At 73.0% G+C, this 14,608-nt stretch carries 15 protein-coding genes; 5 read left to right on the plus strand and 10 right to left on the minus strand.

All coding sequences use genetic code 11. The annotated features are described in order from the left end of the window. Positions 1-8: 8 nt before the first annotated feature. The 6 genes from EV372_RS24465 to EV372_RS24495 all read right to left on the minus strand — a co-directional run bounded on the left by EV372_RS24465 (position 9) and on the right by EV372_RS24495 (position 5,900). Positions 9-356 carry a CU044_2847 family protein gene (locus tag EV372_RS24465; protein ID WP_130397949.1) on the minus strand — a complete coding sequence of 116 codons (348 nt, stop codon included), beginning with the start codon at positions 354-356 and terminating at the stop codon, positions 9-11. An 804-nt stretch (positions 357-1,160) separates the two neighbouring features. Continuing rightward, on the minus strand, positions 1,161-1,937 hold the full coding sequence (locus tag EV372_RS24475) for an MBL fold metallo-hydrolase (protein ID WP_130397950.1): 777 nt from the start codon (positions 1,935-1,937) through the stop codon (positions 1,161-1,163). Between the two features lie 186 nt (positions 1,938-2,123). Continuing rightward, positions 2,124-3,242, minus strand: coding sequence for an ABC transporter ATP-binding protein (locus EV372_RS24480; RefSeq protein ID WP_130397951.1), 1,119 nt, complete (start codon positions 3,240-3,242; stop codon positions 2,124-2,126). Further along, positions 3,239-4,000: an ABC transporter permease subunit gene (locus EV372_RS24485; RefSeq protein ID WP_130397952.1), complete on the minus strand. Its 762-nt coding sequence runs from the start codon at positions 3,998-4,000 to the stop codon at positions 3,239-3,241. Before EV372_RS24485 ends, EV372_RS24480 begins: the two co-directional genes overlap by 4 nt. Beyond that, positions 3,997-4,854: an ABC transporter permease subunit gene (locus EV372_RS24490; protein WP_130397953.1), complete on the minus strand. Its 858-nt coding sequence runs from the start codon at positions 4,852-4,854 to the stop codon at positions 3,997-3,999. The genes EV372_RS24485 and EV372_RS24490 overlap by 4 nt, the downstream gene beginning before the upstream one ends. Continuing rightward, positions 4,854-5,900: an ABC transporter substrate-binding protein gene (locus EV372_RS24495; protein ID WP_130397954.1), complete on the minus strand. Its 1,047-nt coding sequence runs from the start codon at positions 5,898-5,900 to the stop codon at positions 4,854-4,856. The genes EV372_RS24490 and EV372_RS24495 overlap by 1 nt, the downstream gene beginning before the upstream one ends. 221 nt (positions 5,901-6,121) lie before the next feature. Between EV372_RS24495 and EV372_RS24500 the strand changes: the two genes are divergently transcribed. The 3 genes from EV372_RS24500 (at position 6,122) to EV372_RS24510 (ending at position 9,414) form a co-directional block, all read left to right on the plus strand. Then, entirely contained in the window at positions 6,122-7,132 is a 1,011-nt protein-coding gene (locus EV372_RS24500; protein ID WP_130397955.1) for a LacI family DNA-binding transcriptional regulator, read from the plus strand. A 710-nt stretch (positions 7,133-7,842) separates the two neighbouring features. Next, positions 7,843-8,250 (plus strand): YciI family protein, encoded by a 408-nt coding sequence (locus tag EV372_RS24505; protein WP_130397956.1) that lies wholly within the window; start codon positions 7,843-7,845, stop codon positions 8,248-8,250. A gap of 6 nt (positions 8,251-8,256) precedes the next feature. Next, the gene (locus tag EV372_RS24510; RefSeq protein WP_130397957.1) at positions 8,257-9,414 is read left to right on the plus strand and encodes a DUF6596 domain-containing protein; all 1,158 of its coding nucleotides are present in this window, start codon (positions 8,257-8,259) and stop codon (positions 9,412-9,414) included. An 87-nt stretch (positions 9,415-9,501) separates the two neighbouring features. Here EV372_RS24510 and EV372_RS24515 read toward each other — a convergent pair whose 3' ends face one another. Continuing rightward, positions 9,502-10,278, minus strand: coding sequence for a tyrosine-protein phosphatase (locus EV372_RS24515; RefSeq protein WP_130397958.1), 777 nt, complete (start codon positions 10,276-10,278; stop codon positions 9,502-9,504). A gap of 202 nt (positions 10,279-10,480) precedes the next feature. On the opposite strand from EV372_RS24515, the gene EV372_RS24520 reads away from it, so the two are divergent. Continuing rightward, positions 10,481-10,732, plus strand: coding sequence for a hypothetical protein (locus EV372_RS24520; RefSeq protein WP_130397959.1), 252 nt, complete (start codon positions 10,481-10,483; stop codon positions 10,730-10,732). An 18-nt stretch (positions 10,733-10,750) separates the two neighbouring features. On the opposite strand, the gene EV372_RS24525 is transcribed toward EV372_RS24520, so the two are convergent. Continuing rightward, positions 10,751-11,629, minus strand: coding sequence for an NmrA family NAD(P)-binding protein (locus EV372_RS24525; RefSeq protein ID WP_130397960.1), 879 nt, complete (start codon positions 11,627-11,629; stop codon positions 10,751-10,753). A 250-nt stretch (positions 11,630-11,879) separates the two neighbouring features. Between EV372_RS24525 and EV372_RS24530 the strand changes: the two genes are divergently transcribed. After that, positions 11,880-12,461 (plus strand): TetR/AcrR family transcriptional regulator, encoded by a 582-nt coding sequence (locus tag EV372_RS24530; RefSeq protein WP_130397961.1) that lies wholly within the window; start codon positions 11,880-11,882, stop codon positions 12,459-12,461. Between the two features lie 169 nt (positions 12,462-12,630). Here EV372_RS24530 and fabG read toward each other — a convergent pair whose 3' ends face one another. Continuing rightward, a complete protein-coding gene (fabG, locus tag EV372_RS24535; protein WP_130397962.1) occupies positions 12,631-13,386 on the minus strand; it encodes a 3-oxoacyl-ACP reductase FabG in 756 nt (251 codons plus the stop codon). A 67-nt stretch (positions 13,387-13,453) separates the two neighbouring features. Continuing rightward, the gene (locus tag EV372_RS24540; RefSeq protein ID WP_130397963.1) at positions 13,454-14,473 is read right to left on the minus strand and encodes a LacI family DNA-binding transcriptional regulator; all 1,020 of its coding nucleotides are present in this window, start codon (positions 14,471-14,473) and stop codon (positions 13,454-13,456) included. Positions 14,474-14,608: the final 135 nt, after the last annotated feature.

Raw genomic sequence — 14,608 nt, forward strand, 5'->3', positions numbered from 1 at the left:
GGCTTGAACTACTTCTGTTCCTCAGAGGAAGACGGGTTGGTGCTATCCGAACTGCTTCCTGTCCACTTCAGAGTAATCTTGAAGGCAGCTTTGCCGCTCCCCCCGACCAGTGCAGCGACGATTCCTGTCTTCCCTGCAGCGAGTTCCAGTCCGAACTCGACGCTGACTTCCTCGGGGCGTACGGAGGCCAGTGCTGAGAGCACGTTGGTTGCGATAGCTTGGACGGTTTCCTGGAATCCTTCGAGCCTCTCCAGGATCTCGTTGGTAAAGCCTGTGTCAGTAGCTCCTTCTGGTTCCTCGACCGTCACGGGAATGATCTGGCCGTTCGGGAGTTCCATCTTGATGAGTTGTGACACGGCGCTCCGTTCGGTTTTCCTGTTGCAAGCCATCTTAGTGATGCATGATGCCTTGTTGGGGGAGTCTGCGGATCATCCTGGCAGCGTGTAACTGAGTCTTCCCCAGCTTGTCAAGGTCACGCCCTCTGCGGTCGGGACGGATGTGAAGGTGGTGTCCACCGAACTCGGGTACGAAACCACCACTTCACGCAGGACACATACCAATTGATGTTCCCGGATGTAGCTAAGGCGGAAGCGACCGCGACTTTGTTGTGCGGCATGGTGCCTGTGTCGGGGCGTGCGGATGGCTGTACGCCCGGTAGCCCCCTGGGTGGCGTTGGGCCGCATGTGGCCATGTCCGCCCGTCCGGCCGGGTCGGTAGGCGGACGCGGGGCCCGTCAGGATCACGGAACGGCAAAGTGCTCCGCGAGGTGGGGCCCACGATGTACTGGACCCTGCACTGCGGAGCACACATGGAGGATGTCAGGCCCCGATCCGGGCCGCGCGCCTCGCCTGTTCGACTCGCACACCCCGTCTGACCTGGGGTTTTGTGGCGCACCCGGCAGGATTCGAACCTGCGACCATCGGATTAGAAGTCCGGTGGTCTGCCCATCGAGCTAGAGGCCCGCCACATCTTCGTCTGGGCCGCATACCCGTGCAGCACTGTTGCCATCCCTGGTGGCGTATAGGCGGGACCGTCTCGATTCCTCGGCATGCGAACGGAGCCAACACGGCCCCGGATGCGGTCGGCTGACCCCGTGGCGGGCGGGATGAGTACCGGGAGCGCGGCATACGGTACGGCGGCGCCACCCGTATCGCGCCCTCTCAGAAGCGGCTGCCGGGACTGGCCACGCTCACCGGGCCGGAGAACCCGCGTGCCGCGTGCCGTCGGCCCTCCTCCCACATGCCGGGGTCGGCGAAGTGGGTGAGGACCAGGTGGCCGACACCGGCCTCGGCGGCCAGGTCCCCGGCCATCGCGGCGGTGAGGTGGCCGTGGCCGGTCAGGGCCTGGTCGTCGGCCTCCAGGTAGGTCGCCTCGCACACGAACAGGTCGGCCCCCTCGGCCGCGCGCACGACGGCCTCGCAGTAGCCCGTGTCGGAGGAGAAGGAGACCACCCCGCCGTCGGGGCCCTCGAACCGCAGGGCCGCCGAGGGAACGCTGTGGTGGGCGCGGAAGGAGCGGAAGGAGGTTCCCGCCACCTCGTAGCGGGTCGTCCCGTCCATGGCCATCTCCCTGGGCTCGAAGGACTGGGCGATGGGGCTGTTCATCGTGGGCAGCGTCGGGATGCCGAAGACCGCGTCGAAGGCGGCCAGGCGCTCGGCCTCCCCCGCCGGGTAGTACAGGGGGACGCGCGGCAGGACCTCGGGAAAGGTCCACCGGTAGGCCCAGGCCATGAGGTCCAGGCTGTGGTCGGCGTGCAGGTGCGTCACCACGATCCCGCGCAGCCGGTCGAGCCCGTAGCGCGCGCAGTAGGCCAGCAGGGACCCCGGCCCGGCGTCGACCAACAGGACGCCGTCGTCGGTGTGCAGCAGGTAGCAGGAGGCGGGGCCCTCCGCGGTGGGCGCCGTGGCGTTGGATCCGAGGATTTCGAGTTCGAGCATGGGTTCCTCCGTCGTGGGGTGGTCCGGTGGCCTGAGAAGCGGGGCCGGGACGCTGGTCTCAACGGGCGGTGCCCTTCGCGGGCGGGGCCGGAGAGCTGGCCTCAGCGGGCGGTGCCGAAGCGGTGCCCTCAGGGACCGGGACCGGGGCGCTGGCCTCTCAGGGGACGGCGACCGGAGCGTTTGGTCTCAGGTGGCGGGGACGAGCAGGGCGGCGCGGCCGGGAACGACCGCCAGCGACACGGAACCGCCGATCCGGGCGTCGGGCGGGACCCGCACGCCGAACACGTGGCTGTGCGCGTCGACCGTGAGGCGGACGGCGTCGCCGACGAACTCGGCGTGCGTGACCCGCGCGGTCACGGCGCGGGCGTCGTCGCGGTCGGTGACGGTGAGGCTGTCGTCGCGCAGGAGCAGGCGGGTGCGGCCGTGCCGGGTCGGCCCGGTCCGCAGGTCGGCCGCGGGGATCCTCCACCGGCCGCCGAGCACCGCGGCCTCGCCCTGGGAGGGTTCGGCGTCCAGCAGGACCGCGTTGGCCAGGAAGTCCGCGACGAAGGCGTCGGCGGGGTCCTCCCAGAGTTCCCGGGGCGTTCCGAACTGCACCAGGGAGCCCTCGCGCATCAGGGCGATCCGCGACCCCAGGGACAGGGCCTCGCGCTGGTCGTGCGTGACGATCAGCGTGGCGCACCCCGAGGAGGAGAGCATGGCGGACAGCTCCCTGCGCAGGCCGCCCCGCAACTGCGGGTCCAGCGCCGCCAGGGGTTCGTCCAGGAGCAGGACGTCCGGTTCGACGGCCAGGGCCCGGGCCAGGGCCACGCGCTGGCGCTGGCCGCCGGAGAGCTGGTCGGGCCGCCGCCCCGCGAGTTCGGTGAGCTGGGTCAGCTCCAGCATCTCGGCGACCCGGCGGCGCCTGCGGTCGGCCGGCATCCGCCGGGCGCGCAGACCGTAGGCGATGTTGCCCGCCACGCTCAGGTGCGGGAACACCGCGTAGTTCTGCGGGACCAGGCCCACGCCCCGGCGGGCCGGGTCCAGGTGCGTGATGTCGCGTCCGCCGAGGCCGATGCCTCCTCCGGCGACCGGGGTGAGCCCCGCCACCGCGCGCAGGGTGCTGCTCTTGCCGCAGCCGGAGGGGCCCACGACGGCCACGGTCTCGTCGGGCAGCACCTCCATCGACACCCCCCGGACGGCCTCGGTGTCGCCGTAGCGGATGGTCAGGTCGGACACGGTGAGGCCGGACGCGCGGGCGGCGTCGTCGGGCGTGGGAGCGGCGGGGTCGGACGCGCGGGTCCCGGATTCACGGAGATCGGTCACGGAGTGCTCCTCAGGGCGTGCCGCCGGGCCAGCACGATGGCCGTCAGCACCGGGGCGACGAAGGCGATGAAGATGATCGACTGCGCGGACGCGGGTTCGAGCCTCTGGGTGGAGTAGGAGTCGAACAGGGCGAACGGCACGGTGGGCGTGGCGGGCGGGTTGACGAAGAAGGAGATGTTGAACTCGCCGAAGGACAGGGCGAAGACCATCGTCATCGCCTGGGTGAGGGCGATGAGGCAGCTGGGGACGGTGACCGTGGCCAGCACCCTGGCCGGTCCGGCCCCCAGACTGCGGGCGACCTGCTCGTTGAGGCGCAGGTCGTCGTCGGCCAGGGCGGGTACGAGGGCGGCCAGGGTGAAGGGCAGCGTGAACACCACGTGGCCCATGACCAGCAGCAGCCCGCTGGGGCGCAGCGCCGCGTAGGCGCTCACCAGGGCGACGCTCAACGCGATGCCCGGCACGGCCAGGGGCACGTTGACCAGGTATCCCGTCAGCCGGGTCAGCGGCGAGGGGTGGCGGGCCACCCACCAGGCCAGCGGACCGCCCAGAGCGAGGTTGAGCGCCACCACCAGCGCCGCCACGGCCAGGCTGCGGCCGATGACGGGGGACAGCGGGGGCCAGGCGTACGCGAACCAGTCCAGCGTGAACCCGCCGCCCCAGGGCCCCTGGGAGAAGTCGACGCTGGTGGCGACCACCAGGGTCGCCAGGATCGGGACGAGGACGAAGGCGCAGACGGCCCAGGTGACGACGCGGTTCACGAGGCCACCGCCCGTCCGACCAGGCGGCCCAGGCCGCGGCCGAGGACCAGCGCGGCGACGGCCATGGCCGCCAGCAGCACCGCCAGGGTGGAGGAGGCGGCCAGGCGGTAGCCGGTGGTCAGTTCGTTGGCGACGTTGAGCGGGAGCAGGCGGATCCCCTCCGAGAGCGTGGCGACCGTGCCGTACCCGCCCAGGGCGATCGCCGCCGCGGTGCCCCCGGTCTCGATGAGCGCGGGCAGCAGCAGGGGCAGGGTGACCGTGAACAGCACCCGCGCCCTGGAGGCGCCCAGGGTGCGGGCGCTCTCGTTGAGCGAGGGAGCCAGCCCCGCCGCGGCGGCGCGCAGCGGCCCCAGGACCCGGGGCAGCGAGAAGTAGACGTAGGCCACGAGCAGGCCGGGCAGGGTGTAGGCCAGCCCCGCGAAGCCCTCCCACAGCGGCGCGAGCAGCCCGGTCCTGCCGTTGAGCACGATCGCGAAGAACCCGATGATGATGCCGGGCAGGGCGATCGGCAGGGTGAGCAGGGCGTCGGTGGCGGCCCCGCCGCCCCCGGCGCGGTCCTGCCGCGCCTGGTGCAGGACGACGGGGACGGCGATCACGAGCGTGGCCAGGACCGCCACCCCGGCGACCAGCGCCGACGCGGCCAGGGACTCGCGCACGGCCGCCGAGGCCAGGGCGTCGGCGTAGTGCTCCAGGGTGGGGCCCCCGTCGGCCGGGGCCTGCCCCAGACCCAGGGAGTTGGCCACCAGCACCACGACCGGGTAGGCGCTGAACAGGCAGACGAGGGCGAGCGCCGGGAGCGCCGCGGACCACGGGGGCGGTGTGCCGCGGCGCACGCGCGCGGTACCGGGGGACACTAGAAGCCGACCTCGCTCTGGTACAGGTCGATGAACTCCTGCTGCCGCTCGCCCTGTTCGAGGTAGTCGATGGTGATCGCGCGCTCGTAGTCGGACTCGGGCAGGACCTGGTCGGCGAGCTCCTCGGGCATCTGGCCGACCACCGGGCGCATGTAGCCGTCCGCGAAGAGGCCCTGCCCCTGCTCGGAGAAGTAGAAGTCCAGCAGCTCCCTGCCGTTGTCGGCGTTGGGGGCGCCCTCGACCAGACCGACGATGTAGGGGATCTGCAGCGAGCCCTCCTCAGGGATGACGACGCTGACGTTGGCACCCTCGTCGCGGAGCTTGTAGCCGTTGAAGTCGGTGTCGATGAGGATGGGGATCTCGCCCTGGGCGACCTTGGCGGTGGCGGTCTGGGCGGAGGTGGAGGCGCCGTTCTCCTTCAGCTCGGCCAGGTAGTCCAGGCCCGGCCGCCAGTCGGACAGGTCGCCGCCGAGCGCGTGGTTGACCGCCGTCGCGGCGGAGTAGCCCACGGCCGCCTGGGTGGGGTCGAGGTAGCCGACCTTGCCCTCGTAGGCGGGGTCGAGGAGGTCCTCCCAGCTGCTCGGCACGGGTGCGCCGTCCAGGTGGTCCTCGTTGACGATGAAGGCGATGGTGCCGGTGTGGACGGCGGTCCAGTGCCCGTCGGGGTCGCGCAGGTCCTCGGGGACCTCCTCCGCGCCCTCGGGCACGTAGGACTGCAGGACCCCGGCTTCCACGAGCTGTCCGGCGAAGGCGATGCCGGTGTAGGCGACGTCGGCGACGGGCGCGCCCTTCTCGGCCTGGAGCGCGGCCAGGGCCTGCCCGGAGTTCTTCGGGTCGTTGGGGGCCTGGATGCCGGTCTGCTCGGTGAAGGCGGCCAGGACCTCGCCGTAGTTGCCCCACTCGGCGGGCGAGTTGTAGGTGATGACGGTGCCGCCGTCGCCGGTGGCCGCGGCCGGGGGCAGGTCGGCGTTGCCGCAGGCGGTCAGGGCGAGGACGGAGGTGATCGCGGCGGCGCTCAGGACGCCGCGTCCGTGGGTGAGGGTCATGGGGACTCCGGGGTCGGGGTCGGCGCGGTGCCCGCCGGACACCGCTGTGCGGAAGTGCGTGATTAAACGATTAATCAGTGCGGTGACCTGTTGTTTCGCAAACGGTGACCGTGGGCCGAACACCGGTGGAACAGCGTCCCGCGCCCTCGACCCGCCGGTGCCCGGCCGGAGCGGGCGCACGGTACTTTCGAGTCCACGGTCACAGTCCCCCGAGGAGAGCCATGCCCGAACCGACCAAGCGCGCGACCCTGCGGGACGTCGCGGCCGCGGCGGGCGTCTCGGTCGCCCAGGCCAGCTTCGCCCTCAACGGCACCGGCCGCGTGGCCGCCGCGACCGCCGAGCGGGTCCGCCGGGTCGCCGCGGAACTGGACTACCAGGCCGACGGCCGGGCCCGGGCGCTGCGCACCGGTCGGCGCTCCGCCTACGGCGTGGTGATCCGCAACATGCGCAACCCCTTCTTCCTGGACGTGCTGCGCGGCATGGAGACCGTCGCGCACCGCGAGGGGGCGCTCCTGCTGATCATGAGCTCGGACTACGACCAGGAGCGGGAGAGCGCCGCGCTGCGCAGGCTCGCCGCCGAGGCGGTCGCGGGGATCGCCATCGCGCCCATCGGGCGGCGCGACCGCCTCCTGGAGTGGATGGACCGCCACTCCCACGTCCCGGTGGTGGCCTTCAACTGCACACCGGAGCCGGATCGGGAGGGCACCGCCAGCCGCCTGTCCACGGTCGGCCCCGACGACGAGGAGGCCGTCGCCCGGGCCGTGGCGCACCTGGCGGAGCGGGGCCACCGCGAGGCCACGCTGCTGATGGCCCCCGAGCACCTGGCCGCCGACTGGGGGCGTGAGGAGGCCTTCCAGCGCCACTGCGCCGAGCACGGGGTGGCCGGTTCGGTGGCACGCGGGCCCCTGGACTACGAGGCGGTGGCCCGCAGGTCCGCGCGGATGATGGCGCTCCCCGGGCACCGCGCCCTGGTCGTCAACTCCGACCACCTGAGCGCCGCCGTCTACGACGCCGCCCGCTCCCTGGGCCTGCGCGTGGGGCGCGACGTCAGCGTGGTGGGCCACGACGACCTGCCCACCTCGGCCCTGCTGGACCCCGGCCTGACCACGATCGCCGTGGAGCGCGAGGCGTTGGGGGAGCGGATCATGGACCTGCTCGTGGAGGGCCCCGGCACCGCCGTGCGGCTGCCCGTGCGCCTGGTGGAGCGGGGGTCGGTCGCGGTCCTGGCGTGAGGCCGCAGCCCGCTCCCTCCCCGCCGTCGCGGACCGCCGACCGCCTCTCGTCCCCGCCGTCCGTGCCCTCCCGCCGTCGTGGACCGTCCCCCGGGTGGTGACCCCGTCCGCGGTCTGCCCGGCCGAACGGTCGCTTCCGAGGCGGCGGAACTTCCGAAGCACTCCTGGCCGGGGCTGACAGCATGGCCGACGCGGCGCTGACGGCCATGGCGCACTGCCCTGGAAGGACCGTGTCAGCCGGGAGGAGGACGGCTGTTCGCCGTGTTCAGGGTGTTCGTCGGGTGTTCGCCAGGGTGTTCGGCTAAGCGTGCGAACAGGGTGGATGGCGCTGACAGGGCAGGTCAGGGCCGGTTTCGGGTGTTCGTTCTGACGCCCCGACTTAGAGCGTTTCTGCGTCTGCTGTCTGCGCGGGGGAGGGGCGGGTGCGGAAGGCCCCCGCAGTTGGAGCGCCCCGTCCGACCGACGCGGCCGATCCCTTCCGAAGGCGAGGTCCACGTCGTCGGACGCACGCGACGCGAAGCGGCTTCCCGCGCCGGTCCGCGCTCCTGCGGCACAGTGGAGGAAGCGGACACCGCGAAATCCGTCGGAAAAAGTCGCCGCGGGATGTCGAGAACCCGCGCGCGGCTCCGTCCCCGGAGTGAACACGGCCCACGACGGGCCGCACCGCACCCGGCCCCCAGGGGCCACGAGAGCGACCCACGGAGGACATCATGGCCAAGTACCTGCTGCTCAAGCACTACCGCGGCGCACCGGCAGCGGTCAACGACGTGCCCATGGACCAGTGGACGCCGGAGGAGGTCTCGGCCCACGTGCGCTACATGCAGGACTTCGCCGACCGGCTGGAGGGCACCGGCGAGTTCGTCGACGGCCAGGCGCTCTCCCCGGAGGGCGCGTTCGTCCGCTACGACGGCGAGGGACGGCCGCCGGTCACCGACGGCCCGTTCGCCGAGACCAAGGACCTGATCGCCGGCTGGATGGTGATCGACGTCGAGACCTACGAGCGGGCCGTCGAACTGGCCGGAGAACTGTCGGCCGCGCCCGGGGCGGGCGGGAAGCCGATCCACGAGTGGCTGGAGGTGCGCCCGTTCCTGACCGCGCCCCCGACCATCACGGAGTGACCCGACATGGATGAGGCCCTGTTGCGGACCCTCACCCCCACCGTGATCGCCATCCTCGGCCGCCGCGGAGCGGACTTCGCCGCGGCCGAGGACGCCGTACAGGAAGCCCTGGTCGAGGCCGTGCGCGTGTGGCCGGACCACCCGCCGCACGATCCCCGGGGCTGGCTGGTCACGGTGGCCTGGCGCAAGTTTCTCGACGCAGCCCGCGCCGACACCTCCCGACGGCACCGGGAGGTACGCGTCGAGGCCGAACCCGCGCCCGGCCCGGGCGGGGCGGTGGACGACACCCTCCAGCTGTACTTCCTGTGCGCACACCCGTCCCTGACACCGGCCTCGGCCGTCGCGCTCACACTGCGCGCGGTCGGCGGCCTGACCACGCGCCAGATCGCGCGCGCCTACCTCGTGCCGGAGGCGACCATGGCCCAGCGCATCAGCAGGGCCAAGCGGACCGTCGCGGGCGTCCGGTTCGACCAGCCCGGCGACGTGGCCACGGTGCTGCGCGTGCTCTACCTGGTCTTCAACGAGGGCTACTCCGGAGACGTCGACCTCGCCGCCGAGGCGATCCGGCTCACCCGCCAGCTGGCGGCCGCGATCGACCACGAGGAGGTCGCGGGACTGCTCGCGCTCATGCTGCTGCACCACGCCCGGCGCCCGGCGCGGACCGGTCCCGACGGCGGACTCGTGCCCCTCGCCGAGCAGGACCGGGACCTGTGGGACACCCGCATGATCGCCGAGGGCGTCGGCGTGCTCCAGGCGGCCCTGGCCCGCGACCGCCTGGGCGAGTTCCAGGCCCAGGCCGCGATCGCCGCCCTCCACGCCGACGCCCGGACGGCCGAGGAGACCGACTGGACGCAGATCGTCGAGTGGTACGACGAACTGGTGCGCCTCACCGACAGCCCCGTGGTCCGCCTCAACCGGGCCGTCGCGGTCGGTGAGGCCGACGGCCCGCGGGCGGGTCTGGCCGCCCTGGCGGAGTTGGACCCCTCCGTGCCCCGTCACAGTGCCGCCGCCGCGTACCTGCACGAGCGCGACGGCGACCCGGCCACCGCGGCGCGGCTCTACGCCGAGGCCGCCCGGTCGGCGCCCAACCTGCCCGAACGCGACCACCTCACGCGGCAGGCGGCACGGCTCAACGCGCGGCTGCGCGGTCGAGCGTCCCCCTAGGACGGCGACCCGGCCACCGACCGGGCGGGGGAGGTCCGCCCGCCCCGCCGGTCGGCCGACCGGCGGGGTGCCGTGCGAAGACGGTGGTCAGTCCAGGAGCCGTTTCCGGAGGGCGGCCAGGCCCTCCTCCGCGACCCCCGCCGCCAGCAGGTAGGCGTGCGCGTCCAGGCCGCGCAGGGCGTCCAGGACGGTGTCGCGCAGGGTCAGGCCGCGCTCGGACAGCACGGCCTCGATCACGGGGCCCTGGTCCGGTTGCCCCATCGCGGCGAAGAGCGGGACGAGCTCGGTCGTGGACAGCTCGTAGTCGTCGGCGATCGCCTCGGCTCCGACGTCGGCCAGGGCGAGCAGCAGCAGGGCGACCAGTCCGGTGCGGTCGCGTCCGGCTCCGCAGTGGAACAGGACGCCGCCGGGCCCGGACCGGGCCAGGGCGGTGACCACCGCGGCGCAGCGTTCGGCCTTGCGGTCGAGGAAGGGGCGGTAGTAGAGCGGGCTCCCGTTCAACCGTCGGCGGTTGACCTCCTGCCAGAACCCGATGTCCTCGACATGGTCCAGGGCCACCTCCAGACGCGTCATCCCCGCCGGGAGGGGAGTCGGGGCCGCCTCCGCGGGGAAGGCGGCGGACCCGCCCCGGCTGGTCAGGCCCTCACCCGGAGCCGGACGGATCTCGTCGGGGTTGCGCAGGTCCACGACGGTGCGCACACCCGCCTCGTAGGCGGCCCGCCAGCCCCTGTCGGTGACGAAGCGCGGGTCGGCGGAGCGGATGAAGGCGCCCCGGCGGACGCCGCGTCCGTCCCGGCTCGGCAGGCCGCCGAGGTCGCGGGTGTTGAAGAAGCCCTCCCAGGTGATCCTTCTGCTGTCGCTCATGGATCACAGGGATACCCGAGGTGTCGGTGAGGAGCACGTCACCCGGTGTCATGCGGCCCACCGGCGGCGGGCCCTCTTCCCTGGAAGGAGCCGACTTCGCCGCGCCCGTGGCCGGATGGGGCCACACCCCTTCGCGGCGGTCCCGAGGCGGCGTACCGTGATGACCCCCGCACCCCCGGAGGCGCCGGTGGACGGCAAAGGCGTGCTCGCACTGCTTGTGGGCCTCGTGGCAGGCATGTTCCTCGTGGCCTTCGTCGGAATGGGGCTCCTGAGGCGGGTGATGGACGGCGACGACTCCGCGTTCACCCCCCTCGTCCTGTTCGTGGTGGGGACCGCAGTGGCGCTGATCTCCCTCAACGCCTGGCTGGAATCGCCGAAAGGCGGCGGCGAGTCCGGGGGAGGGGGCGGCGGTGGAGGTGACGGCGGTGACGGAGGCGACGGGGGAGGCGATTGACGCCTTGCCGGGCGGTGGTCAGGCGGTCGGTGAGGAGGCCCCCGAGGCCGCGATGTGGTCCGCGAGCTGTTCGGCGGCGCTGCGGGGCTCGCGGCCGAGCAGCTCGGTCAGCAGCGGGTGGTGTCCCGCGAAGTACCCGTCGCGGGCGGCCCGCGACATCATGAGCGTCAGCCCGACCACGTGTTCCGGCACGCCGCTCGCGACCTGCTCGGCGCTCCAGCGCTCGTCGTCCACGACGACGCGTTCGATGTCGTGGCCGGTGAGTTCGGAGGCGATCCGGGCGAAGTCGCCGAGGGTGACGGACTCGGGCGGTGTGAGGGTGACGGGTCCGTCGAAGGAGCGCTCACCGGTGAGGATGACCGCCGTGGCCTCGGCCAGGTCGGCGCGGTCGGCCCAGGGGAGGGGGCCGTCTGCCGGTTTGGCGATCACCCCGGTCCGCTGCCACGGGCCGAGCAGGTGGTCGAGGCTGCCGAAGAACCCGTAGCGCAGCGCGGTCCAGGCGGTTCCCGACCCGGCGAGGACCGCCTCGGTGGCGGCGTGCAGGCGCGCCGGGAGGTAGGGGCTGTCGGCGGCGGCGCCGTGCTGGCTGGTGTAGAGGATCCGCCGGGCGCCGGCCGTGACGGCCGCCTCGATCGCGACGCGGTGCTGGCCGACCACGTCGGCCTCCGCGTCGCTGGAGGAGACCAGGAGCACCTGGTCGGCGCCCTCGAAGGAGTCGCGCAGCGCGGCCGGGTCGTCGTAGGAGCCCTGTCGCACACGCACCCCGCGGTCGGCGAGGTGCCGCGCCCTGGCGACGTCGCGCGCGCTGACGCCGATCCGGTCGGCCGGGACGCGCCTGAGGAGGTGTTCGACGGTGGCTCCGTTGAGTGCGCCGGTGGCGCCGGTGACGACGATCATGCTCGTGGTCCTTTCCACGTGTGTCCGTGCCCGGCCAGGTGGGCGGGTCGCGGCGGTGACGGGGTCCCGAGGCCCCGGTGGGACGCGCGTACGGCGGTCCCGGGCCCGGGCGGAAGCGGCACGGGTCCGGTGGTCGGCCGCCCGAGCTTAAGTTGACCAGGACGGTCAACTTGGCTCGCGCCGATGACACTAGGTAAACTGACCACATGAGTCAAGTTGTTGTGTCGGCGGTGGGGGACGGTGGGCGGCCATGACCGGTGCGGCGTCTTCGGGGCCCCGCCTGCGGGCGGACGCCAAACGCAACGCCGAGCAGATCCGCAGGGCCGCGATCGACGCCTTCCGGGGGCGGGGCCTGACCGTGCCGCTGGAGGAGGTCGCCCGGGCGGCCGGGGTGAGCAAGGCCACGATCTTCAACCGGTTCGGCGGCAGGGTCGGCCTCATCGAGGCCGTCGTCGAGGAGGTGGTCGCGGCCGAGCTGTACGCCGCCATCGACCGCACCCGGGCCCTGGACGACGCCGGGGAGCGGATCGCCCACTACGTCACCGCGATGCGCGACCTCCTGTACCGCCAGCCCGCTGCGGTCGACCTCCTGTTGCAGGCGTATCCGCACTCGCGGCGGCTCCTGGAGATCTGCCGGGCCGCGGGGGAGATCAACGGAGAGCTGGTCGCGGCGGGCCGGGCCTGCGGCGCGCTGCGTCCCGAGTTCGAGGCGGACGACCTCCACGCGCTCGTCGTGGACACCGCGCTCGCCCTCAAGCACGGGACCCGCCCGCCGCGGGAGGACTACGACCGCCGCACCGCCTTCCTCCTCGACGGGACCCGCGGGCGCTAGGAGCCCGCCCGGCCCCGAGGGCGGGCGGGAGCGCGAACGCCCCGGTGCGCGACCTCGCGCGCCGGGGCGATATTACGAATCTACAGCGTAAAGAAGGTGGCTCTCGAAAACCTCCATCCCCTCCACACCCACCCAAGGTCCAGGCCGCCACAACCCGGCCCCACCGCCCTCACACCGGACCGGCGAAGGCCTGGCCGTCCTCGGGCAGCACCTGGCCCCCGTCGACCACGATGGTCTGCCCGGTGATGAAGGAGGCGCCGGGACCGGCCAGGAACAGGCAGGCCGCGGCGATGTCCTCGACCTCGCCGATCCGTCCCAGCGGGATCGCCGCGCGCATGCGCTCCAGGTAGTCCGGACCCATCTCCTCCAGGCCCTCGGTGCGCACGTTCCCCGGCAGCACCGCGTTGACGGTGATGCCCCGGGGCGCGAGCTCCAGGGCGGCGCTGCGCATGAACCCCAGCTGGGCGGCCTTGGTGGCGCCGTAGTGGGACCAGCCCGCGTACCCGGTCAGCGGTCCGGTGATGGAGGAGGTGATCACCACCCGCCCCCTTCCGGAGGCGGTCAGGGCCTCCACCGTGGCCCGCACCGTCAGCACGGTGCCCTTGATGTTGGTGTCCACGACCCGGTCGAGTTCGTCGGGGTCCATCGACACCAGCGGGGACGAGGGGAAGATCCCGGCGTTGGCGCAGACCACGTCCAGGCCGCCGGTGCGCCGCACGGCCTGCTCCACGACGCGTTCGCAGTCGTCGGCCCTGGCCACGTCGCCGACCACCCACTCCGCCCCCGGGACGCCCCGGGCGGCCTCGCGCGTCCTGGCCTCGTCGCGGCCGACGATCACCACCCGGTCCCCGGCCTCGGCGAACCCTCGGGCGATACCGAGCCCGATGCCCCGGGTCCCGCCGGTCACCAGAACTGATCTGTCCACGGTCGTCTCCTGCGCTTTGGTCGGTCACTGCTCCGTCCCGCCCAGGATTCCGTACGGGGGCGCGCTCTCACCCGGCTTCTCCGGTGAACGGGCGGGGGCCGCGTGCCGGGCGCGGCGGCGCGAGGGAGTCGGTGATCCGCACCTCGGTGGGCAGCCTGCGCCCCCGGGGGCGGGCCCCCGCGGGCCCGTCGACCAGTTCGATCAGCGCCGAGACCGCCGCGCGGCCCAGCTCGTCCGCCGGGGCCAGCACCGCCGAGATCGGCGGCCCCGGCAGGTCGGCCAGGGCGATGTCGTCGGCCGCGGCCACACTGATGTCCTCGGGCACCCGCACCCCCATACGGCCGAACTCGAACATGGCTCCCAGCAGCAACAGGCTGTTGTAGACCAGCATCGCCGTGCAGCCCGAGTCCACGATCTCCCGCGCCGCCGCGGCCCCCTCGGCGAAGGCCGGTCGTACGGGCCCGAAGACCCGCACCCGCAGCCGGGACCGGGCGGCGTGCTCCACCAGCTCCTCGCGCCTGCGCCGGTCCATCCACGAACTGGGCGGCCCCGCCAGGTAGGCGACGTCGCGGTGCCCCAGCTCCACCAGACGGTCGTAGACGGTGCCCAGGCCGCCGGGGGTGTCCACGGTGAACGAGGTCAGTCCGGGCACGCGGCGGTTGATCACCACCAGCGGCTTGCGCCGGTGCGCCTCCTTCAGGTCGGCGGCCGAGCCCACCGGTGACTGGAGGGCGAAACCGTCCACCTGGCTCTCCAGCTCGCCGAGCACCTCGGCCTCGCGGGCCGCGTCGCCCCCGGTGACGGCGATGATCACCCGGCGCCCGCTCCTGCCCGCCAGCTCCTGCGCGGCGGTGGCGGTGGTGGAGTAGAAGGGGTTGTCCAGGTCGGGGACGAGCAGGGCGAAGAAACCGCTGCGGCCCGTGGTCAGCGCCCGCGCGGCCGGGTTGGCCCGAAAACCCAGTCTCTCCGCGGCGGCGCGAACCCTGACCAGGGTGGGCTCGGAGACCATGGACGGCCGCGACAGGGCCCGCGAAACGGTGGACGCCGACACACCGGCCTCCCTGGCCACGTCGTCCAGACTCGCCATTGCAGCTCCTCACGCCCGGTGGTGCCCCCTGTCACACTCGCGACCCGGGGGTTGGCTCATGTCCCCGTCACAGGCTACGGTGTGCAAGCGCTTGTGCAAGCGCTTGCAGATGTTTTTGCAGATGAAGTGCTGTTC

The organism is Nocardiopsis sp. CNZ308 (assembly GCF_004217075.1).